Annotated in this window: 22 protein-coding genes and 2 pseudogenes; 18 read left to right on the top strand and 6 right to left on the bottom strand. The window is 59.9% G+C overall.

The window, feature by feature from the left end; all coding sequences use genetic code 11:
* Window positions 1–311 precede the first annotated feature (311 nt).
* On the top strand, window positions 312–641 hold the full coding sequence (locus ACQKEN_RS08745; RefSeq protein WP_427685124.1) for a hypothetical protein: 330 nt from the start codon (window positions 312–314) through the stop codon (window positions 639–641).
* Between the two features lie 92 nt (window positions 642–733).
* Here the strand turns inward: ACQKEN_RS08745 and ACQKEN_RS08740 are convergent, their stop codons facing one another.
* Window positions 734–1810 carry an endonuclease/exonuclease/phosphatase family protein gene (locus ACQKEN_RS08740; protein ID WP_427685123.1) on the bottom strand — a complete coding sequence of 359 codons (1077 nt, stop codon included), beginning with the start codon at window positions 1808–1810 and terminating at the stop codon, window positions 734–736.
* A gap of 43 nt (window positions 1811–1853) precedes the next feature.
* Window positions 1854–2054, bottom strand: coding sequence for a DUF1654 domain-containing protein (locus ACQKEN_RS08735; RefSeq protein WP_074887522.1), 201 nt, complete (start codon window positions 2052–2054; stop codon window positions 1854–1856).
* 268 nt (window positions 2055–2322) lie between these two features.
* Between ACQKEN_RS08735 and ACQKEN_RS08730 the strand changes: the two genes are divergently transcribed.
* Together ACQKEN_RS08730 and ACQKEN_RS08725 are read left to right on the top strand one after the other, a co-directional pair.
* Entirely contained in the window at window positions 2323–2547 is a 225-nt protein-coding gene (locus ACQKEN_RS08730; RefSeq protein WP_037010898.1) for a YgdI/YgdR family lipoprotein, read from the top strand.
* 138 nt (window positions 2548–2685) lie between these two features.
* A pseudogene (locus tag ACQKEN_RS08725) lies at window positions 2686–4296 on the top strand (PAS domain-containing protein); the annotation flags it as partial.
* Here the strand turns inward: ACQKEN_RS08725 and ACQKEN_RS08720 are convergent.
* Window positions 4207–4578, bottom strand: a pseudogene (locus ACQKEN_RS08720) (DUF520 family protein); the annotation flags it as partial. The pseudogenes ACQKEN_RS08725 and ACQKEN_RS08720 sit on opposite strands and share 90 nt — an antisense overlap.
* Here ACQKEN_RS08720 and ACQKEN_RS08715 point away from each other — a divergent pair.
* Window positions 4510–5304, top strand: coding sequence for an ATP-binding protein (locus tag ACQKEN_RS08715; RefSeq protein ID WP_427685245.1), 795 nt, complete (start codon window positions 4510–4512; stop codon window positions 5302–5304). The pseudogene ACQKEN_RS08720 and the gene ACQKEN_RS08715 sit on opposite strands and share 69 nt — an antisense overlap.
* Before the next feature lie 67 nt (window positions 5305–5371).
* Here ACQKEN_RS08715 and ACQKEN_RS08710 read toward each other — a convergent pair whose 3' ends face one another.
* Window positions 5372–6043 carry a lipopolysaccharide kinase InaA family protein gene (locus ACQKEN_RS08710; protein WP_427685244.1) on the bottom strand — a complete coding sequence of 224 codons (672 nt, stop codon included), beginning with the start codon at window positions 6041–6043 and terminating at the stop codon, window positions 5372–5374.
* A gap of 362 nt (window positions 6044–6405) precedes the next feature.
* Between ACQKEN_RS08710 and ACQKEN_RS08705 the strand changes: the two genes are divergently transcribed.
* The 10 genes from ACQKEN_RS08705 (at window position 6406) to ACQKEN_RS08660 (ending at window position 14921) form a co-directional block, all read left to right on the top strand.
* Window positions 6406–6669: a DUF1652 domain-containing protein gene (locus ACQKEN_RS08705; RefSeq protein ID WP_427685122.1), complete on the top strand. Its 264-nt coding sequence runs from the start codon at window positions 6406–6408 to the stop codon at window positions 6667–6669.
* A 264-nt stretch (window positions 6670–6933) separates the two neighbouring features.
* The gene (locus tag ACQKEN_RS08700; RefSeq protein WP_192171991.1) at window positions 6934–7893 is read left to right on the top strand and encodes a sugar ABC transporter substrate-binding protein; all 960 of its coding nucleotides are present in this window, start codon (window positions 6934–6936) and stop codon (window positions 7891–7893) included.
* 91 nt (window positions 7894–7984) lie between these two features.
* Entirely contained in the window at window positions 7985–9535 is a 1551-nt protein-coding gene (locus tag ACQKEN_RS08695; protein ID WP_427685121.1) for a sugar ABC transporter ATP-binding protein, read from the top strand.
* Window positions 9535–10530, top strand: a complete 996-nt coding sequence (locus ACQKEN_RS08690) for an ABC transporter permease (RefSeq protein ID WP_065991522.1) — start codon at window positions 9535–9537, stop codon at window positions 10528–10530. The genes ACQKEN_RS08695 and ACQKEN_RS08690 overlap by 1 nt, the downstream gene beginning before the upstream one ends.
* Window position 10531: 1 nt before the next feature.
* Entirely contained in the window at window positions 10532–11554 is a 1023-nt protein-coding gene (locus tag ACQKEN_RS08685) for a LacI family DNA-binding transcriptional regulator (protein WP_427685120.1), read from the top strand.
* A 47-nt stretch (window positions 11555–11601) separates the two neighbouring features.
* On the top strand, window positions 11602–12534 hold the full coding sequence (gene rbsK / locus ACQKEN_RS08680; RefSeq protein WP_427685119.1) for a ribokinase: 933 nt from the start codon (window positions 11602–11604) through the stop codon (window positions 12532–12534).
* Complete coding sequence (rbsD, locus tag ACQKEN_RS08675) at window positions 12531–12935, top strand: D-ribose pyranase (RefSeq protein ID WP_427685118.1); 405 nt, start codon at window positions 12531–12533, stop codon at window positions 12933–12935. Before rbsK ends, rbsD begins: the two co-directional genes overlap by 4 nt.
* Before the next feature lie 43 nt (window positions 12936–12978).
* The gene (locus ACQKEN_RS08670) at window positions 12979–14007 is read left to right on the top strand and encodes a nucleoside hydrolase (RefSeq protein ID WP_427685117.1); all 1029 of its coding nucleotides are present in this window, start codon (window positions 12979–12981) and stop codon (window positions 14005–14007) included.
* Between the two features lie 63 nt (window positions 14008–14070).
* On the top strand, window positions 14071–14376 hold the full coding sequence (locus tag ACQKEN_RS08665; protein ID WP_427685116.1) for a hypothetical protein: 306 nt from the start codon (window positions 14071–14073) through the stop codon (window positions 14374–14376).
* A 206-nt stretch (window positions 14377–14582) separates the two neighbouring features.
* Window positions 14583–14921: an I78 family peptidase inhibitor gene (locus ACQKEN_RS08660; RefSeq protein ID WP_427685115.1), complete on the top strand. Its 339-nt coding sequence runs from the start codon at window positions 14583–14585 to the stop codon at window positions 14919–14921.
* A 71-nt stretch (window positions 14922–14992) separates the two neighbouring features.
* Here the strand turns inward: ACQKEN_RS08660 and ACQKEN_RS08655 are convergent, their stop codons facing one another.
* Together ACQKEN_RS08655 and ACQKEN_RS08650 are read right to left on the bottom strand one after the other, a co-directional pair.
* On the bottom strand, window positions 14993–15205 hold the full coding sequence (locus ACQKEN_RS08655) for a cold-shock protein (RefSeq protein ID WP_065991529.1): 213 nt from the start codon (window positions 15203–15205) through the stop codon (window positions 14993–14995).
* Between the two features lie 297 nt (window positions 15206–15502).
* Window positions 15503–15817, bottom strand: coding sequence for a hypothetical protein (locus ACQKEN_RS08650; RefSeq protein WP_427685114.1), 315 nt, complete (start codon window positions 15815–15817; stop codon window positions 15503–15505).
* Between the two features lie 400 nt (window positions 15818–16217).
* Here ACQKEN_RS08650 and thrS point away from each other — a divergent pair, with 400 nt between their 5' ends.
* From thrS to ACQKEN_RS08630, 4 genes are all read left to right on the top strand, one after another.
* Window positions 16218–18140: a threonine--tRNA ligase gene (gene thrS, locus ACQKEN_RS08645; RefSeq protein ID WP_427685113.1), complete on the top strand. Its 1923-nt coding sequence runs from the start codon at window positions 16218–16220 to the stop codon at window positions 18138–18140.
* Complete coding sequence (gene infC / locus ACQKEN_RS08640) at window positions 18140–18691, top strand: translation initiation factor IF-3 (RefSeq protein ID WP_172613086.1); 552 nt, start codon at window positions 18140–18142, stop codon at window positions 18689–18691. The genes thrS and infC overlap by 1 nt, the downstream gene beginning before the upstream one ends.
* A 60-nt stretch (window positions 18692–18751) precedes the next feature.
* Window positions 18752–18946: a 50S ribosomal protein L35 gene (gene rpmI, locus ACQKEN_RS08635; protein ID WP_003442181.1), complete on the top strand. Its 195-nt coding sequence runs from the start codon at window positions 18752–18754 to the stop codon at window positions 18944–18946.
* Between the two features lie 28 nt (window positions 18947–18974).
* Window positions 18975–19168: 50S ribosomal protein L20 (locus ACQKEN_RS08630; protein ID WP_427685112.1), on the top strand; the 194-nt coding region annotated here is incomplete at its 3' end.

Here is a 19168-nt window from a genome sequence, read left to right as displayed (position 1 = left end):
ACGGGTCATCCGCAATCGGGTTGCGAAGCGACCGACCGGACGCAGAATTGCACACCTTCATGAGCGTTTAAAATCACGGGCCGATGGGCGGCCATGTGCCATATCGATATGGATATTTGCCCTATATCCAGACGCATTGAATGGATGAATAGTGCGCTTTCGAGGGGACGCTGCGGATCAAGTCAGCCCGCGAAGGTGACCACCGGAGCGGTGGAAAATGTTTTGTGCGGAAAAGGCAAATTGATGGCCCGCATCGACTGGCTTTTCTGGAAAAATCCTTTCTTTATCAATTGATTCCGGGATGAGTGTGTATGCGCAGTGTGGGCTTGACCGTGGTGGCGGCTTTTCTGGCAGCGGTGTCCGTCACCGCGCACGCCAAGGACCTCAGCAAGAACGACCTGCAGGTCTGTAAGTGGGGAGCGGGAGTCGCGGGAGCGGCGCAGCAGTCCAAGCTCTCTGGCACCACCCTCTACAGCGCGCGCAAAAAGCTGCAGAGCCGTAAGTTCGCAAAACCGTGGATGAGCAAGATGGCGCTGGGCATCACGGAGCAGACCTACAAAAGTCCGTCGAAGCTTAAACCCGCCGCGGTGAAGCAGACCTATTACGAGGGCTGCATCCAGCACGATCTGGCGCGTAAATGACCAGGGAAGTTATTCGGCGTTAGACAGCCCATTCAGTCGCCTGGCACTGGAGGCAGGCGACTGAAGCAAGGATCAGTGTGCGCCGCTGCGGATCAATGGCAGTTGCCTGCCAAGTGGTAATGCTGCGCTTCGGCCGCCGCCGGGCTGTTGAACTCGACCCGGTTTTTCTCGGCAATCGCGTTGTACGAAGGGCAGTCGGGGCGGTGGTAAACCATGGTCTTCCTGTTCCCGCGAATCGCCAGCGTCAGATTGGCCGGTGTGCCGCCGGCACTTGCCGCGGGCTTCATCGGATTGCTCGCCGTGGGTCGGGCTTGCGCGGTGACAGCCGACGCGCTGGCTGCGCCGTTTCCACCGCTCAGATTGGCGCTGAGGAAAATCGGTGCATGGTCGGACACGCTGTCACGGCCCTTGGCGTGGGTCAGTCCGAGGAATTTCGGGTAATCGAACACCTCGACCTTGTTCACTCGGATCGCCGACTGCTTGCTGATGAAGATGTTGTCATAGAGGTTGGCGAATTTGCCGTCCTTGGTCGACAGGGTGCTGGCGCCGTCAAGCACCAGCGGCCTGGCGCTGGTGTCGAGCTTGTCCCACGCGGGCGAGTTGGGCGGGGTGTTGAAGTCGCCCATCAACATGATCTGGTTGTTGCCGGGGTAGGTTTGCTGCAGCCAGGTCCAGTAATGGGACAGCGCGACGATCTCCGAAGCGCGGTCCGCCTGGTTCTTGCCGTACAGGACGTGCACGGTGGCTACAACGAAGGTCTTGCCGTCCTTGAGCGAGCGGAACTGTGCGGAGTAGGGCTCGCGCTCGAAGGTGTCGCTGCGGTCCAGGTAGCTGACGGCACCGTCTTCGTACGCGACAACATCATCGCGCCAGACGAACCCGTACATCTCCTTGTAGGAAGAGCGGCCCACGGCATGGGATGCCATCGAACTCCAGTGCTTGCCGGTTTGCCGGGTCAGTTCCTTGGCCAGCGCCTCCAGCGCGTCTTCGCTCATCAATTCCTGAACGGCGAGAAAGTCGACCTTCCGGGCGACCTTGGCGATGCCCTGGAAGTCCTTGTTCGGGCGCACGCTCAAGTGCTCCAGGTTCCAGGTGCCAATGTTGACGTCAGCCGAGGCGGTTTGCAGGAAGGTAAAAGCTAAAAGCAGTGCGACACAAAATCTAAGCATGTTTTCCAACTGGGTTGTTCATAGAGGGGATTCAGGTAGAAGCTCAATCTTCCTTGGGCACCGTCCAGAAAATCTGCACGCCGCCGTCGTCTCGCCACGCCAGGGTCACGTTGTCGTTCTCGTCGATCTCTTCCAACAACTGTTTCCAGTCGTCCTCAAGTTCGTCCGCAAGCCGGAAAATCAGCGCGGCGCGGGCTTTCTGCGCACTTTGCGAGTTGATGATTTTCTGCACCCGCACGGCCATGCGCTCGTAGTGCCCTGGCGATGCTTCGGTTGATGCGTTGGTGTCAGACACGAAGTGACCCTCCTGTTGGCTGTATGCGCATACAGTATTTGAGTGTCGGACGTTTCGCAACAGCGTATCGGACAAAAACCTGCTTCGGTCCAAGTCGCTGATTTTTCGGCCGATTGTCCGGGACGCGAACCAAACTCGATCACGCTGATCTGATCTGCTAGATGACAATTGAGCGCTTGAGCGTCCGACGCTTGAGCCACACCCACCTGGAGGCTTTATGAAGATTCAATCACTGCTGATGCCGGTCGCGTTCGCCTGCTGTGCAGCATTGGCGGGCTGCTCCACGTCGACCGTGGTCACCCTGCAAAACGGTACGCAGTACGTGACCAAGGATGCGCCGAAGACCAAGAGCAAAGACGGCTTTTATGAGTTCGAGGACATCTCCGGCAAAACCATCCGCGTACGCGCCGATGAAGTAGCCACCGTCAAAGAAGAAGACTGAGAAACGGCAGGGTCCGGCTGACATCACGACCGGGCCCATCTGTATGCAAGCTCGTCCCGATCTGAATGGAACGTCTTCGCATTGCTGTCGCTCTAAACGAGGCTAGCTGCTCACGATATTTCCTGTCAGGCCTTAATTATGGATACCCCACCCAACACCGGGATCAGCGCAGCGCCCCTGCGTTTCCTTGCCAACGGCGGTGCGGTCGGTGATCTGCTTCAGTCCCCGTTGATGGATGGCTCGCCCCTCGGCGCGCCTTCCAACTGGCCGGACAGTCTGAAAGCCCTGATGGGCACGATTCTCCCTGTGCAGGCGCAGATCGTGCTGTTCTGGGGCGCTGAATTTGTGGCGCTCTATAACGACGCCTATGCGCCGAGCATCGGCGAGAAACATCCACGCGCCCTCGGTCGTCCTGCGATCGAAAACTGGCGCGAACTGTGGGACGACCTCGAACCGCTGCTGCGCGGTGTACGGGAAACCGGGCAAACCTTTGCAGCCAAGGACCGAGCGTTCTATATCGAGAGGCATGGCTACGGTGAAACCGTCTACTTCGATGTTTCTTATTCTGCGGTGTACCAGAACGACGGGGCTGTCGGCGGCGTGCTCTGCGTTGTCACTGAAACCACCGAGCGGGTGCATTTCGAGCGTCGTCAGGCGCTGCTGCTCGAGCTGGGTCAAGCCTTCCCCTCCATTCGCGAACCTGAGCAGATCGAAGCGGACGTCATCCGGCGTATCGGTCGCGAGCTGGGCGCCGCCCGTGTCCATCTTGCGGAAGCTGACGAGGAGAAGGGCGATTTCATCATTCGCCGTGAATACTGTCAGGGCGACGTGGCGGTCAGATCGGGGCTGATCTCCGTCAGCGATGACACCTGTTCTGCGTTGCGCCAGGGCGTCACCGTGCAAGCGGTGACAAGGGCGGGTTCCGTTCTTGCTGACCCTCATGCCGTTGTATCCCGGCCAGACGGTACAGTGAGCCTGGCCGTGCATGTCCCGTTGATGCGCCATGACACATTGGCCGGCGTGTTCACCGTCGAGTTCGAAGGGGAGCGGATCTGCAGCCCCCATGACATCCACATCATTGAAGAAACAGCCAAGCTGGGCTGGCAATGGATCAACCACACGCGGGCTGAATCGGCGCTGCACGCCAGCTCCGCGCAACTGGCCGGGATGTTCGAACAGGCAGGCGCCGGCATTGCGCTATGTGACCACCGAGGCGTGTTTCAGCAGGTCAATGATCGCTACTGCGACATCATGGGGCTGCAGCGTCAGGCAATCGCCGGCCGCTCTATCCTGGAGTTGCAGAGCGATCTGGCAGCCAACGCGCAGCCCATGTTTTACGAGAACTTCCTGACCGCCGAGGCGCCTTTCGAGCTAACCCAGCGCCACATGCGCGAAAACGGTTCCGTGGTCTGGGTGCAGACCCACGTCACGCCGTTGCTCGATGCGCAGCAGCAGGCGAGCGGGCTGCTGTTTGTGTGCGTGGATATCTCCGCGCGGGTTGGCGCTGAACATCAGTTGATCGAACTCAATGAAAGCCTCGAACAACGCGTCGCCACCATGGTGGCCGAACGTGAGGCGGCGATTTCGCTGCTGCACGAGTCGCGCAAGATCGAGATGGTTGGCCAGCTGGGCGGCGGCATCGCCCATGACTTCAATAACCTGCTCACGCCGATCATGACGTCGCTGGAGTTGCTGAGACGCCAGCCGGTCAGCAATGACCGCTCCCATCGGCTGATCGATGCCGCGCTGCAAGCGGCGGACCGCGCGCGAATTCTGGTGGGTCGTCTGCTGACCTTTGCCCGCAGGCAGACACTCAAACCTCAGGTCGTGGCGCTGGACAGCCTGGTCAACGACATGCGTGACCTGATCCAGCGCTCGCTGGGCCCGACCATCGAAGTGATTGTCGAGATTCCTGCAGGTCTGCCGAACATTCTCATTGATCCCCATCAGCTTGAACTGGGTGTGCTCAATCTGGCGGTCAACGCCCGTGACGCAATTGCCGAACGTGGCTACCTGAAAATCAGCGCTCATCCCGAGGTCATTGCCGACAGTCCGGGGCTGGGCCCGGCGCCGGCGCAGGGTTGCTACGTGAGGCTCACGGTGTCGGACAATGGCAGCGGCATGAGCGAGGAGGTGCTCCAACGCTGCGTTGAGCCGTTCTACTCAACCAAAGGCGTCGGCAAGGGCACCGGTCTTGGATTGTCGATGGTGCAAGGGCTCGCCCTGCAATCCGGCGGTGGTTTTGATATTCAGTCGACGCCAGGTATCGGCACGCGCGTTGACATCTGGCTGCCGGTTTCAAGCGCTGATGTGCTGACGCCGGCGCAAGGCGAGGGCGATTCAACGCCCGGCGCTGAACACCCTTTTCACGTGCTGGTGGTGGACGACGAGGAACTGGTCCGCTACACCGTCGCGCTGCAACTGCGTGACCTGGGCTATCGGGTAACCGAAGCGGCATCGCCGTCCGCTGCCGAGCAGATGGTCAGCGCCGGGTTGCGGCCGGACGTTCTGATCACCGATCAGTTGATGGCAGAAAAAAGCGGCACGCAGCTCGCCCTGAGCCTGCGCGAAGTGCTGCCCGCGCTGCCAGTACTGGTCGTCACGGGCTATACCAGCGAATCGTCGATGCAGATTGCCGGCTTCGAGGTGCTGGCCAAGCCCTTTAGCCGCTCCGACATTGCGTCGAAAGTGGCGAAGGTCATCAACGAGCGGAAAGTGCCGGCATTGATCAGCGAGCAGGCCGGTCAAGCTTCTTGACGAGACAAGCCCCTCACGCCGGGTATTACCTTGCCTGAAGGGGCTTTGCTCAACGTAGCCGCTTCGCCTAAACGGCTCTGCCGATGGCCTGCTCGTAGCACGACAGAAAATACTGCCACTGGGACTCGTCCCAGAATGAGTGCCTTCTGAGCTGCGGAATGTCGTGACGCGCGGCGCCCATGGTGGTGATCCGGCCGTGGGATTTTTCCAGATCCAGCAGCGCCAGTTCGAAGTCAAAGCGCGTGTCAGTGACCGTCGCCTTGATGAAGATGTGTTTGGAGCGCATGCAGCCGTGTTGCCACTTGCCAAGGTGCATCTTCGCCAGCGTTTCAGCGAGACGCTTGAAGAGTCGCTGATGTTGCTCGGTGCTCAGTGTGGCGGCGCCGCCCTGGGCGTACCAGGTGTCGAGATCGATAAAGCCGCCCAGATCCTTGGTGACCAACAAACCCTGCCACACACCGGCAACCTTGCGGGCGCCGTAAAACACGGGACGTGGCGCGTTGACGCCGAGTTCCTCGAGTTTTGTCAGGGCGATGCCTTCACGCAGCGCAGTCGGGCGCCCGGTGGGGTAGCGCAAGCTGCGAAACAAATGACCGGTCTGGCGTTTGACATAAAGCGTCTTGCCATCGTGCACCACGCGCTGAACGCCGCTGGTGCCGCTGCGGCGTACATTCGGCGGCTCGACCCAAGGCCCCGATGTGCCCCACCAGAATTCAAATTCGTTGTTGCCCCGACCCATCATGCGCTCCAGATACTGTAGAAATCTTGCTTGTGCAGTGACTGCCATGTTGCAGCTCGCGGCCCTCAGGCCGTCACCGGCTTAATAAGTTCACTGCCGCTCACGGATATTGGCGAATGGCCATTTTTCGAGGCGCCTAGCTTACTGCCTCAGGGCACTCGCGCACCCATCAAACCCGTGCCATTTACGCCATCCAACAGGTCGTATATGCAGCGCCGGTCTGAGTCCTCACCTCCGTCCGCTACCCATAGAAGCGGCTCACTTGAGCGGGGTCATGCCCGTTCGTCTTCTTCATGACAAGCTCTCGGAATTGCTGGAGCCATGGGACATCCACCGTTCATAACTAAATAAGGAAATTTGCCATGATCTCCACACTCGAACTCTGCCATATCGTCGAATCCGGTTTCTTGCCTGCCAAGTGCGAATGCACCATCGATGCCAATGATCACATCATCGTCCAGATATTTGATCGCGAACGGGGGCACGCGGATTTGCTCGCTGCGGGCATTCCGGTCAGTTCGCTCAATTCCAGCCGTGCCATTGCCAACCTGATCGCCAAATTGAAAGACGATCTGAAGCTCCACGCCGCTGGCCGCCGCGCGACCGCTCATCAGGAACGTGCGTAATTCATCAGCAACCTCCATGACCTGGGCGGCACGATTCGCCTTCCGTTCTATCCTCCGATTCGGGGTGCAGGCCCTACGCCCTGTAACGGCAATCGGAGGAGCAGGGCGACACCGCCCCGATCTGTTTTTCCTTGCGTTGCGGAGTTGACAAACGCCCAAACGATTCCCATAGTTTCGCTCACGCAAACGTTTGCGATTCCGTTGATCCTTCCCTCGACGCGTAAACGCTGCCGATAACAACAATCATAATGTCGGAGTGATCCCATGAAGCTGCCATTCGCTGCACGCCTTCTTGCTGTTGCCATGCTCACCGCTTCCGCTGCAACCTTGCCTCTCTCATCCGCCTTTGCCGACGACGCGAAAAAGCCGACCGTCGCGCTGGTGATGAAATCCCTCGCCAACGAATTCTTCCTGACCATGGAGGACGGCGCGAAGGTCTATCAGAAAGAGCATTCCGCTGACTTTGACCTCATCTCCAACGGCATCAAGAACGAGTCCGACACGGCCGCGCAGATCGACATCGTCAATCAGATGATCGTCAAGAAAGTCGACGCGCTGGTGATCGCCCCGGCTGATTCCAAGGCATTGGCGTCGGTCCTGAAAAAGGCCATGGACGCGGGGATCAAAGTCGTCAACATCGACAACCAGCTCGACGCCGATGTGCTGAAAAGCAAGGGCATGGAAGTGCCTTTCGTAGGCCCTAACAACCGCAAGGGCGCCAAGCTGGTGGGCGACTACCTGGCCAAGCAGCTGACGGCGGGTGATGAAGTCGGCATCATCGAAGGCGTGCCGACCACCACCAACGCGCAGCAACGCACCGCAGGCTTCAAGGACGCGATGGACGCTGCACAGATGAAGATCGTTTCCACCCAGTCCGGCAACTGGGAGATCGACAAGGGCAACGCGGTCGCGTCCGCCATGCTCAACGAATACCCAAACCTGAAAGCGCTGCTGGCCGGTAACGACAGCATGGCGCTCGGCGCGGTCTCTGCAGTACGTGCGGCAGGCAAGGCGGGCAAGGTTCAGGTCGTCGGCTATGACAACATCAATGCCATCAAGCCGATGCTGAAGGACGGTCGCATTCTGGCCACCGCCGACCAGTTCGCTGCGCGTCAGGCTGTGTTCGGTATCGACACCGCCTTGAAGATGGTCAAGGGCGAGAAGCTCGAGATCACCAACGGCGTGATCGAAACCCCGGTCGAGCTGGTGACCAAGCCGCAATAAGCCGGCCTGGTTTCTCAGCCCACACATTCCGAACCCGCAGTTTTCCAAATATGTACCGCCTGCCCGTGAGGGCAGGTGCGTGGAGATCGTTATGTCAGCGTCTGCTCAGGCCGCTGTTCTATCTGTCAGTGGTATTGGCAAAACCTACGCCCAACCCGTACTCGGTGACATCGACCTGACGCTGATGCGCGGGGAAGTGCTCGCCTTGACCGGGGAAAACGGCGCCGGCAAAAGCACGCTGTCGAAAATCATCGGCGGGCTGGTCACGCCGACCACCGGCCAGATGCAATTCCAGGGGCAACCCTACCAGCCTGCCAGTCGCACCCAGGCCGAAAAGCTCGGCGTGCGCATGGTCATGCAAGAACTCAATCTGCTGCCGACGCTGTCGGTGGCGGAAAACCTGTTTCTCGACAACCTGCCCAGCCGCGCCGGTTTCATCAATCGCCGCAAGCTGCGCGAAGATGCGATCAAGGCCATGGCGCAAGTCGGCCTTGAGGCCATCGACCCGGACACGCTGGTCAGCGAACTGGGCATCGGCCATCAACAGATGGTCGAAATCGCCCGCAACCTCATCGGCGACTGCCACGTGCTGATCCTCGACGAGCCGACGGCGATGCTCACGGCCCGCGAGGTGGAAATGCTCTTCGAGCAGATCACCCGCCTGCAGGACCGTGGCGTTTCCATCATCTACATCTCCCATCGCCTTGAAGAACTGGCCCGCGTTGCCCAGCGCATCGCGGTCTTGCGCGACGGCAAGCTGGTCTGCGTCGACTTCATGGCCAATTACAACAGCGAGCAGTTGGTCACGCTGATGGTTGGCCGTGAACTGGGCGAGAAAATCGACCTGGGCGTGCGCAAGATCGGCGCGGTGGCGTTGTCGGTCAAAGGCCTTAATCGCTCGGACAAGGTACGCGACGTTTCCTTCGATGTGCGGGTCGGGGAAATCTTCGGGATTTCCGGCCTGATCGGCGCCGGGCGCACCGAGTTGCTGCGGCTGATCTACGGCGCCGATGTGGCCGACAGCGGCACCATCGAAGTCGGCAGCCCGCTGCGCAGCGTGCAGATCAAATCGCCGGTGGACGCCGTGGGTCATGGCATTGCCTTGATCACCGAAGACCGCAAGGGCGAAGGCCTGCTGCTGTCGCAATCGATCAGCGCCAACATCGCGCTGGGCAACATGGAAGCCATTTCCAGTGCCGGCGTGGTCAACGGCAATTCGGAGATCGCTCTGGCTCAACGCCAGGTGGGCGCCATGCGCATTCGCAGTTCCAGCCCCACGCAACTGGTGTCGGAACTGTCGGGCGGCAATCAGCAGAAGGTGGTGATCGGCCGCTGGCTGGAGCGCGACTGCCAAGTGATGTTGTTCGACGAACCCACGCGCGGCATCGACGTCGGCGCCAAGTTCGACATCTACGCGCTGCTCGGTGAACTGACCCGTCAGGGCAGGGCGCTGGTGGTGGTCTCCAGTGATCTGCGCGAGCTGATGCTGATCTGCGACCGCATTGGCGTGCTGTCTGCCGGGCGCTTGATCGACACCTTCGAGCGCGACACCTGGACCCAGGACGAACTGCTTGCCGCTGCCTTCGCGGGCTATCAAAAACGTGACGCGCTGCTGTCTGAAGCCGCGCCCAGGATCGACTGATGAAAACTTCTACTACTCCTGCCGCGCTGCCGTCTCCGGGCAAGCGCAGCGGCAACTATTTCGGCCTGGGCACTTACCTGGGGCTGGCAGGCGCATTGCTGGCGATGATCGTGTTGTTCTCGCTGCTCAGCGATCATTTCCTGTCGTACGAAACCTTCAGCACCCTGGCCAACCAGATTCCCGACCTGATGGTGCTGGCAGTCGGCATGACGTTCATCCTGATCATCGGCGGCATCGACCTGTCGGTGGGCTCGGTGCTCGCGCTGGCCGCCTCGGCGGTCAGTGTCGCCATGCTCGGCTGGGGTTGGGGCGTGTTCCCGTCGGCGTTGCTGGGCATCGCCTGCGCAACAGCGGCCGGTACGCTGACCGGCTCGATCACCGTAGCGTGGCGCATTCCCTCGTTCATCGTTTCCCTCGGCGTGCTGGAAATGGCGCGCGGCGTGGCGTACCAACTGACCGACTCGCGCACCGCGTACATCGGTGATTCGTTTGCGTGGCTGTCCAATCCCTTCGCCTTTGGCATCTCGCCGTCGTTCGTCATCGCGCTGATCGTCATCTTCGCGGCCCAGGCCGTGCTGACGCGCACCGTGTTCGGCCGCTACCTGATCGGCATCGGCACCAACGAGGAAGCCGTACGTCTGGCAGGCATCAATCCCAAGCCGTACAAGATCCTGGTGTTTTCGCTGATGGGCCTGCTGGCGGGCGTTGCCGCCCTGTTCCAGATTTCACGCCTGGAAGCCGCTGACCCTAACGCCGGCTCGGGCCTTGAACTGCAAGTGATTGCGGCGGTGGTCATCGGCGGTACCAGCCTGATGGGTGGGCGCGGTTCGGTGATCAGCACCTTTTTCGGCGTGCTGATCATTTCGGTCCTGGCCGCTGGCCTGGCGCAGATCGGTGCTACCGAGCCGACCAAACGCATCATCACCGGCGCCGTGATCGTCGTCGCAGTGGTCCTCGACACCTACCGCAGCAACCGCGCGCGGCGGCGCGGCTGACATGGCCACCATCAAGGACGTAGCGGCAATTGCCGGGATTTCCTACACCACGGTGTCCCATGTCCTTAACCGCACCCGACCGGTCAGCGAAGAGGTGCGCAAAAAGGTCGAGGCTGCCATCGTGCAGCTCGACTACGTGCCCAGCGCCGTTGCGCGGTCGCTCAAGGCTAAGGCCACGGCGACCATCGGCCTGTTGATTCCCAACGGCATCAACCCGTACTTCGCCGAACTGGCCCGGGGCATCGAGGATTACTGCGAGCGCAACGGCTTCTGCGTGATCCTCTGCAACTCCGATGACAACCCCGACAAGCAGCGCAGCTATCTGCGCGTGCTCCTGGAGAAACGCGTCGACGGCCTGATCGTGTCGTCGGTGGGCGGCGGAGACAGCCTGGTCGAGGGCCTGTCTGCGGTGCGTACACCGTTGGTCATCGTCGACCGGGACCTGGACGGCGTGACGGCTGATCTGGTGCGCATCGACCATGAGCTGGGCGCGTACCTGGCGACGTCGCATCTGCTGTCCCTCGGCCACCGTCACATCGCCTGTATTTGCGGCCCGGCGCAGACCAGCGTGGCGAAGATGCGTCTGGCGGGGTATCACCGCGCCATGCAGGAAGCCTCGGTGGACGTGCCGGAAAGCTGGGTGGTGGAAAGCGATTTCACCGGCCCCAGTGGCTATCTCGCAGCGGTCAAGCTGCTTGAGCAGGATCGGCCGACGGCGATTTTCGCGGCCAACGACATGGTCGGCATCGGCGTGTTGCGCGCCGCCGCCGAGCGTAACGTGCGTGTGCCAGCCGATCTTTCGGTGATTGGCTTCGACGACATCCAGATGAGCCAGTACGTTTACCCGGCCCTGACCACCGTCGGCCAATCCATTCTGCAACTGGGCGAACGCGCTGCCGAGATGCTGCTGCGGCGGATCTCGACGCGGGGCGAAACCGCTGTCGAACACCTGGTTGTTGCGCCGAGTATCGTGCTGCGCGAATCCACCGCGCCGCCACCCCAAGTATTTACCGAATTTCGTTAAGCCGAGCGCTTCGCCCGGTCTGAAAAACGTTCCGAAGAGTAGACGTCATGCAAGCAAAAGTAGTGATAATGGGCAGCCTGAACATGGACCTGGTAACGCGCGCGCCGCGTTTGCCACGTGCCGGAGAAACCCTGGCCGGGCAGTCGTTCGTCACCGTGCCGGGCGGCAAGGGCGCCAATCAGGCCGTGGCGGCAGCGCGACTGGGCGCCAGTGTCGCGATGGTCGGCTGCGTCGGCGATGACGCTTACGGCGAACAACTTCGCACCGCGCTGCTCGCCGAGGGCATCGATTGCCAGGCAGTCACCCGCATCGACGGCGAGTCCACCGGCGTCGCGCTGATCGTCGTCGATGACAGCAGCCAGAACGCCATCGTCATCGTGGCCGGCGGCAACGGCCACGTCACCGCGTCCGTGGTGGACAGCTTCGATGCGTTGCTGTCCGGGGCCGAAGTCATCATTTGCCAGCTCGAAGTGCCGCTCGACACCGTCGGCCACGTGCTCAAGCGCGGCCACGAACTGGGCAAGACCGTCATCCTCAACCCGGCGCCGGCCAGTGGCCCGCTGCCAGCCGAATGGTTCGCCTGGATCGATTACCTGATCCCCAACGAAAGCGAGGCGACCGCGCTGACCGGTCTGCCAGTCGACAGCACCGCCAGCGCAGACGCCGCTGCATCAGCATTGCTGAAAGCCGGCGTCAGCAAGGTGATCGTCACGCTGGGCGAGCAGGGCGCCTTGTTCGCCAGTCCGTCGCGCTCCGAGCACTTCCCGGCGCCCAAGGTGCAGCCCGTTGACACCACGGCGGCAGGCGATACCTTTGTCGGCGGCTTCGCGGCGGCGTTGGCCGATGGCAAATCCGAATCCGATGCCATTCGCTTCGGTCAGGTCGCAGCGGCGCTGTCCGTGACCCGGTCCGGCGCCCAGCCTTCCATTCCGACGTTCGCCGAGGTTCAGGCCTCCGCTTCACAAGGGCATTCATCATGAAAAAAACGCCACTGCTCAACATCGCCTTGTCCCGCGCCATTGCGTCTCTCGGCCACGGCGACATCCTGATGATCGTCGATGCAGGCATGCCTGTGCCGGCCGGCGTCGAACTGATCGATCTGGCGCTGACCCACGGTGTGCCCGATTTCCTCAGCGTGCTGAATGTGGTGCTGACTGAAATGCAGGTCGAGAGTCATGTCCTCGCCGAAGAGATGCTGTCGAAACGGCCGCCAGCCCTGGCGGAGGTCACGGCCTTGCATGCCTCGGGCGGACTGGGCGAGCAGCGCCTGGTGAGTCATGACGCACTTAAACACCTCAGCCGTGGCGCTCGGGCTATCATCCGCACCGGCGAATGCCAGCCGTACACCAACATCGCGCTGGTGGCGGGTGTGGTTTTTTAATCGCTCGTCTTTCGTATCGAGCACGACGGAACAAGGAGTTCCCATGAGGACACATCGTCAATTTTTCACCGGACTGATCAGGAGTGCCGCGCTGTTGGCCATTTTATCCGCCACGTCGGTGCATGCCGCCGAAAAGCGCGACGTCATCATAGACACTGACCCGGGCGCCGACGATGTCGTTGCCTTACTGCTGGCGCTGGCGTCGCCGCAAGAACTCAATGTCATGGCGATCACCACCGTGGCCGGCAACGTGCGCATCGACAAGACCTCGCGCAATGCCCGGCTGGCCCGGGAATGGGCCGGTCGCGAAGAGGTGCCGGTTTACGCCGGCGCGGGCAAGCCGCTGGTGCGAACGCCGATCTACGCCGAGAACATCCACGGCAAGGAGGGCCTGCCGGGCGTGGAAGTGCACGAGCCGAAAAAGCCGTTGGCTGAAGGCAATGCCGTGCAATACCTGGTCGACACCCTGAAGAAGGCTGCGCCCCACAGCATCACCATCGCCATGCTCGGACCGCAGACCAATCTGGCACTCGCGCTGATTCAGGCGCCGGAGATCACACAAGGCATCAAGGAAGTCGTGGTCATGGGCGGCGCCCACTTCAACGGCGGTAACATCACCCCGGTGGCTGAATTCAATCTTTACGCCGACCCCGATGCAGCGAAAGTGGTGCTGGCCAGTGGCGTGAAGCTGACCTACGTGCCGCTGGACGTTACTCACAAGATCCTCACCAGCGAAGCGCGCATCAAGCAGATCGATGGCCTGAACAATCAGGCGGGCAAGCTGGTCAGCGCCATCCTCAACGAGTACGTCAAGGCTGACATGGTCCATTACGGCCTGCCCGGCGGGCCGGTACACGATGCGAGCGTGATTGCCTGGCTGATCAAGCCGGAGCTGTTCAGCGGCAGGCAGGTCAATCTGGTGATCGATAACCGTGAGGGTGTGACCCACGGCCAGACCATTGCCGACTGGTACGACACCCTCGCTCAGAACAAAAATGTGTTCTGGGTCGAAAACGGCGATGCCCAAGGCTTTTTTGACCTGTTGACTCAGCGTCTCGGTCTTTTGAAGTAAATCTGCAGTGCTGCGCCGCGTGGCATCCCGCTGCGGGGCGCAGAGCAATCAAGGTGCAAAACCGTGTCTATCGATCTCAATAACCCCGACTCCTTCACCCACGACGCTGTCCGGCAAATGATCGCGGCTGCGCGGGATGGCGTGCACAACCAGCTGCGGGTCAGTCGCGATGGCCGTGCGTGGATCTCCAGCGACGCGGTGGGCGGCGTAGACATTGGTGGACTGCTGTTTCGCCTGGAAACCTGGGCCGCCGGTTCCGGTTGCGTGGGTCCGGTGGCGGCCAGCGATGCCGTGTGGGTGACGCAGATCTACAACGCCCTGCGGGATAACTGGGCCAATCCCACCACGGATTACGTCGACGTCTATTGAGTCTCGCCCGCCCTGTTCAGCACGTCCTGCGGGCGCGGTTTAAACGTTTTGTCACGATTGAATGCGCCGGGCAGGCGATGCCTGGGGCAGACTCCTGCGCTGTCCTCGACAGGGGTGGTGTGCTTGCCTTGGCTTACGCCTGGCGAAACGAAGCCGCCAGACCGCTGTCGCAGAGGTTCTGCTTCGGATAAACGTTAGGAGGTTGTATGCCCTGGAAATACGCATCATCAGGTCTGGTGCTCGCCGCAGCGCTGCTGGCCGGTTGCAGCAGCACGTCGGAGTCTACGAGTCAGCCTGAGGAGAGCGTCGCCAGTTCCCCGGCCAGTTCCGCGGGTGGGTATGCCCGTTGTGACGCGGCAGCGGTGCAGTTCGCTGTCGGCAAGCCGGCGTCGGCGGCATTGCTGGACCAGGCAAAGGCCAAGGCCGGCGCGCAGACCGCCAGAGTGCTCGGGCCCAATGACATCGTGACGCTGGAATACCGCTCGGACCGTCTGAACCTGAACACTGATGATTCAGGGAGGGTGAACCGCGTCAATTGCGGGTAACGTTACCGCGAGATGAAATCGCAGGCATAAAAAAACCCCGTCAGTGACGGGGTTTTTTCAGATCGCTGGAATTACTCCGCGCGAACCTGAGCAGCTTGCATGCCCTTTTGGCCTTTCTCAGCCACGAAGGAAACAGTCTGGCCTTCTTTCAAGCTTTTGAAACCGTCGGATTCAATGGCTTTGAAATGTACAAAAAGGTCGTCGCCGCCACCCTGTGGGGTGATGAAGCCGAAGCCTTTTTCATCGTTGAACCATTTTACGGTGCCGGATTGGCGATTAGACATGGTGTATCTCCAGGAACATAATTTTCAGTAGTGCTGTGTTGCTCAGGCCAACTGGGCACACGAGCGCTATCATAGTCGAATTGTGTGAATGCTGGACTTTTTCAATTAGAACTTTGCGCCAGCAGCCTCAATATAACGCTCCAAATGGGCCTTTCAGGCCTGTTCAGCCCCATTGGCGCGCCTGGCATCGAACCCTTTCCTCAGGCCTGAAACCCGCTGAATTCGCGGGCTTCAGGGCGTCAGTCGTTTCGCGTTTCTTTACACCCCGGTCCGGGGTATCAAGGAAATGTAAATTTTTTATTTTTTGCCATTCAGGCAGTTTTTGCTCACTGCAGCCTGCAGGCGAGAGGTCATATCGGTACTGGGAGGCGTCGTTTTGTCATTCAGAGACGCGATCTCCTTGTCCGAGAAGTTCTGGTTGATCTGCTGAGCGCCGCACTCGCAGTGCGCTTTGACTGCGCTGGCGTCCATCGACGGGTTGCTCTGGGTGGCTGCGCTGGTGCATTCGTTCATGTAGCTGGTCTTGGTCTTCGCATCCATCGCGGCATGAGCGCTGAGGGGCAGGGTCAGGGCCAGCGGGGCGAGGAGGGCGGCAACGCGTAGAAGCTTCATGGTGGATTCCTTTATGTCGGTTTTGTCGTTGGGCCGTTGAGTTTGTCAGGCACAGAACGTGTACTACCGATAATGTGAGGTCTTCGACGCCCGCCAGTTCCGTGGCGCCGCTGTGGCTCGTCTCAATTGCTGATCCGCATGCGGTGCCGCGCACCCTTTAGCTGACCCTGCCGTAACGCTGTGATAGCATGCGCGCCTGCAGATTAGCGCGCGTCTCGCGGGGCACCCTTGCCCTGCTGCAAGTTCTGTCGATTTCGTAAGTTCCAGTCACTCTGGTTCGGTCTTCAGGTTGGCCTTCGGGCTCCTGCCACTGTGAGGCAGGCATACCACCGAATCGCGTACTGGCTCTATCCCACCCACGTGACCTTTGGTAGGGGTCACCACTAGGAGAGGAGGCGCCATGCCAACTATTACTCTTCCCGACGGCAGTCAACGTTCTTTCGATCACCCGGTATCCGTAGCCGAGGTCGCAGCCTCCATTGGTGCAGGCCTGGCCAAGGCCACCGTTGCCGGTAAGGTCAACGGTCAACTGGTTGATGCCAGCGACATCATCGACACCGATGCGAGCCTGCAAATCATCACCCCTAAGGATCAGGAAGGCCTGGAGATCATTCGTCACTCCTGCGCGCACCTGGTCGGCCATGCCGTCAAGCAGCTCTATCCGACTGCAAAGATGGTGATCGGCCCGGTCATCGATGACGGCTTCTATTACGACATCGCGTATGAGCGTCCTTTCACGCCCGACGACATGGCGGCGATCGAGCAGCGCATGCAGCAGCTCATCGAAAAAGATTACGACGTCATCAAGAAAGTCACACCGCGCGCGGAAGTGATCGAGGTGTTCACGGCCCGTGGCGAAGACTACAAGCTGCGTCTGGTCGAAGACATGCCGAACGAGCAGGCCATGGGCCTGTATTACCACGAAGAATACGTCGACATGTGCCGCGGTCCGCACGTGCCGAACACGCGTTTTCTCAAGTCATTCAAGCTGACCAAGTTGTCTGGCGCCTACTGGCGCGGCGATGCCAAGAACGAGCAGCTGCAGCGCGTTTATGGCACGGCGTGGGCCGACAAGAAGCAGCTGGCTGCTTACATCCAGCGCATCGAAGAAGCCGAGAAACGCGATCACCGCAAGATCGGCAAGCGTCTGGGCCTGTTCCATACCCAGGAAGAAGCGCCGGGCATGGTCTTCTGGCACCCGAACGGCTGGACGCTCTACCAGGTTCTCGAGCAGTACATGCGTAAGACCCAGCGCGAGAACGGCTACCTGGAGATCAAGACGCCTCAGGTCGTCGACCGCTCCCTGTGGGAGAAATCCGGTCACTGGGCGAACTACGCCGAGAACATGTTCACCACTGAGTCGGAAAACCGCGACTACGCCATCAAGCCGATGAACTGCCCGTGCCACGTACAGGTGTTCAATCAGGGCCTGAAAAGCTACCGCGAGTTGCCGCTGCGTCTGGCCGAATTCGGTGCCTGCCACCGTAACGAGCCTTCGGGCGCGCTGCACGGCATCATGCGCGTGCGGGCGTTCACCCAAGACGACGCGCACATCTTCTGCACCGAAGAACAGATGCAGGCTGAATCGGCCGCGTTCATCAAGCTGACCATGGCGGTCTACGCCGATTTCGGTTTCAAAGACATCGAAATGAAGCTGTCGACCCGTCCGGAGAAGCGTGTCGGTTCCGATGAGTTGTGGGATCGCGCCGAGTCTGCATTGGCTGCAGCCCTTGACAGCGCTGGTCTGCCGTACGATCTGCAACCGGGCGAGGGCGCGTTCTATGGTCCGAAGATCGAATTTTCTCTCAAGGATTGCTTGGGTCGCGTGTGGCAATGCGGTACTCTGCAGCTCGATTTCAACCTGCCGATCCGTCTGGGCGCCGAATTCGTGTCGGAAGACAACGGCCGTAAGCACCCAGTCATGTTGCACCGCGCAATTCTTGGCTCCTTCGAGCGCTTCATCGGAATCCTGATCGAGCATTACGAAGGCGCCTTCCCGGCGTGGCTTGCTCCAACTCAAGCAGTGATCATGAATATCACTGATAAACAGGCTGATTTTGCCCTTGAGGTGGAAAAAAAATTGGCGCAAAGCGGATTCCGTGCCAAGTCCGACTTGAGAAATGAAAAGATCGGCTTTAAAATCCGCGAGCATACGTTGCTCAAAATTCCGTATCTCCTCGTGATTGGGGATCGGGAGGTTGAAACACAAACTGTCGCTGTGCGTACACGTGAAGGCGCAGACCTTGGCTCGATGCCGGTCGCCCAGTTCTCGGAGTTCCTTGCACAAGCGGTTTCCCGGCGTGGTCGCCAAGATTCGGAGTAATTATTATTAAGCGTGAAATGAGACAAGATAAACGAGCTGCACCGAAAGCCCCGATCAACGAGAATATCTCGGCACGTGAGGTTCGTTTAATTGGGGCTGAGGGTGAGCAGCTTGGGATTGTGTCAATTGAAGACGCGCTTCTTAAGGCTGAAGAGGCCAAGCTGGATCTGGTGGAAATTTCCGCCGATGCAGTACCCCCTGTTTGCAAACTGATGGACTACGGCAAATCGATCTTCGAGAAGAAGAAACAGGTTGCTGCCGCCAAGAAGAATCAGAAGCAGATCCAGGTTAAAGAAATCAAGTTTCGTCCAGGGACGGAGGAAGGGGATTACCAGGTAAAACTACGCAACCTGGTACGTTTCCTGAGTGACGGGGACAGGGCCAAGATTTCCTTGAGATTTCGCGGTCGTGAGATGGCCCACCAGGAGCTGGGGATGGAGCTGTTGAAGCGGGTTGAAGCTGACCTGCTCGAATACGGCTCGGTCGAACAGCATCCTAAGATGGAAGGACGCCAGCTGATCATGGTCATCGCCCCGAAAAAGAAGAAATAACCACCAGGGCACGGCAGGCCTTGCGGTTATGTTTATCAACTGAATGCGGAGTATCCGAACATGCCAAAGATGAAGACTAAAAGTGGTGCAGCTAAACGGTTTTTGAAAACCGCGAATGGCATCAAGCACAAGCACGCTTTCAAGAGCCACATCCTGACCAAAATGTCGACAAAGCGTAAGCGTCAATTGCGTGGAAGCAGCTTGCTGCATCCGTCCGACGTGGCAAAAGTCAAGCGCATGCTGCGCCTTTGCTAATTTTGATCAAGAACAGAGGAATTAACTCATGGCTCGTGTAAAGCGTGGCGTCATTGCCCGTAAGCGTCACAAAAAAATTCTGAAACTTGCTAAAGGCTACTACGGCGCGCGTTCACGCGTATTCCGTGTTGCCAAGCAAGCGGTAATCAAGGCTGGCCAATACGCCGGAAGAGCAACGCACCCTGCCCCTTTGGCGTGTTTTCCGCCACCACATGGGCGAAC

Origin of the sequence: Pseudomonas sp. NPDC078416 (assembly GCF_050268485.1) — a bacterium.
Lineage (GTDB): Bacteria > Pseudomonadota > Gammaproteobacteria > Pseudomonadales > Pseudomonadaceae > Aquipseudomonas.
The sequence above is the reverse complement of the archived record's forward strand: the minus strand, read 5'-3'. Positions and strand labels throughout refer to the sequence as shown.

What these genes read in the sequence shown, in the direction of transcription:
- ACQKEN_RS08735 (WP_074887522.1), bottom strand. Translation starts at nt 2,054, where the DNA reads ATGGCCGTGCGGGTGCAGAAAATCATCAACTCGCAAAGTGCGCAGAAA.
- ACQKEN_RS08655 (WP_065991529.1), bottom strand. Translation starts at nt 15,205, where the DNA reads ATGTCTAATCGCCAATCCGGCACCGTAAAATGGTTCAACGATGAAAAA.
- rbsD (WP_427685118.1), top strand. Translation starts at nt 12,531, where the DNA reads ATGAAAAAAACGCCACTGCTCAACATCGCCTTGTCCCGCGCCATTGCG.
- ACQKEN_RS08745 (WP_427685124.1), top strand. Translation starts at nt 312, where the DNA reads ATGCGCAGTGTGGGCTTGACCGTGGTGGCGGCTTTTCTGGCAGCGGTG.
- thrS (WP_427685113.1), top strand. Translation starts at nt 16,218, where the DNA reads ATGCCAACTATTACTCTTCCCGACGGCAGTCAACGTTCTTTCGATCAC.
- ACQKEN_RS08705 (WP_427685122.1), top strand. Translation starts at nt 6,406, where the DNA reads ATGATCTCCACACTCGAACTCTGCCATATCGTCGAATCCGGTTTCTTG.
- ACQKEN_RS08650 (WP_427685114.1), bottom strand. Translation starts at nt 15,817, where the DNA reads ATGAAGCTTCTACGCGTTGCCGCCCTCCTCGCCCCGCTGGCCCTGACC.
- ACQKEN_RS08740 (WP_427685123.1), bottom strand. Translation starts at nt 1,810, where the DNA reads ATGCTTAGATTTTGTGTCGCACTGCTTTTAGCTTTTACCTTCCTGCAA.
- ACQKEN_RS08685 (WP_427685120.1), top strand. Translation starts at nt 10,532, where the DNA reads ATGGCCACCATCAAGGACGTAGCGGCAATTGCCGGGATTTCCTACACC.
- ACQKEN_RS08730 (WP_037010898.1), top strand. Translation starts at nt 2,323, where the DNA reads ATGAAGATTCAATCACTGCTGATGCCGGTCGCGTTCGCCTGCTGTGCA.
- rbsK (WP_427685119.1), top strand. Translation starts at nt 11,602, where the DNA reads ATGCAAGCAAAAGTAGTGATAATGGGCAGCCTGAACATGGACCTGGTA.
- ACQKEN_RS08710 (WP_427685244.1), bottom strand. Translation starts at nt 6,043, where the DNA reads ATGGGTCGGGGCAACAACGAATTTGAATTCTGGTGGGGCACATCGGGG.
- ACQKEN_RS08660 (WP_427685115.1), top strand. Translation starts at nt 14,583, where the DNA reads ATGCCCTGGAAATACGCATCATCAGGTCTGGTGCTCGCCGCAGCGCTG.
- ACQKEN_RS08695 (WP_427685121.1), top strand. Translation starts at nt 7,985, where the DNA reads ATGTCAGCGTCTGCTCAGGCCGCTGTTCTATCTGTCAGTGGTATTGGC.
- rpmI (WP_003442181.1), top strand. Translation starts at nt 18,752, where the DNA reads ATGCCAAAGATGAAGACTAAAAGTGGTGCAGCTAAACGGTTTTTGAAA.
- ACQKEN_RS08690 (WP_065991522.1), top strand. Translation starts at nt 9,535, where the DNA reads ATGAAAACTTCTACTACTCCTGCCGCGCTGCCGTCTCCGGGCAAGCGC.
- ACQKEN_RS08700 (WP_192171991.1), top strand. Translation starts at nt 6,934, where the DNA reads ATGAAGCTGCCATTCGCTGCACGCCTTCTTGCTGTTGCCATGCTCACC.
- ACQKEN_RS08670 (WP_427685117.1), top strand. Translation starts at nt 12,979, where the DNA reads ATGAGGACACATCGTCAATTTTTCACCGGACTGATCAGGAGTGCCGCG.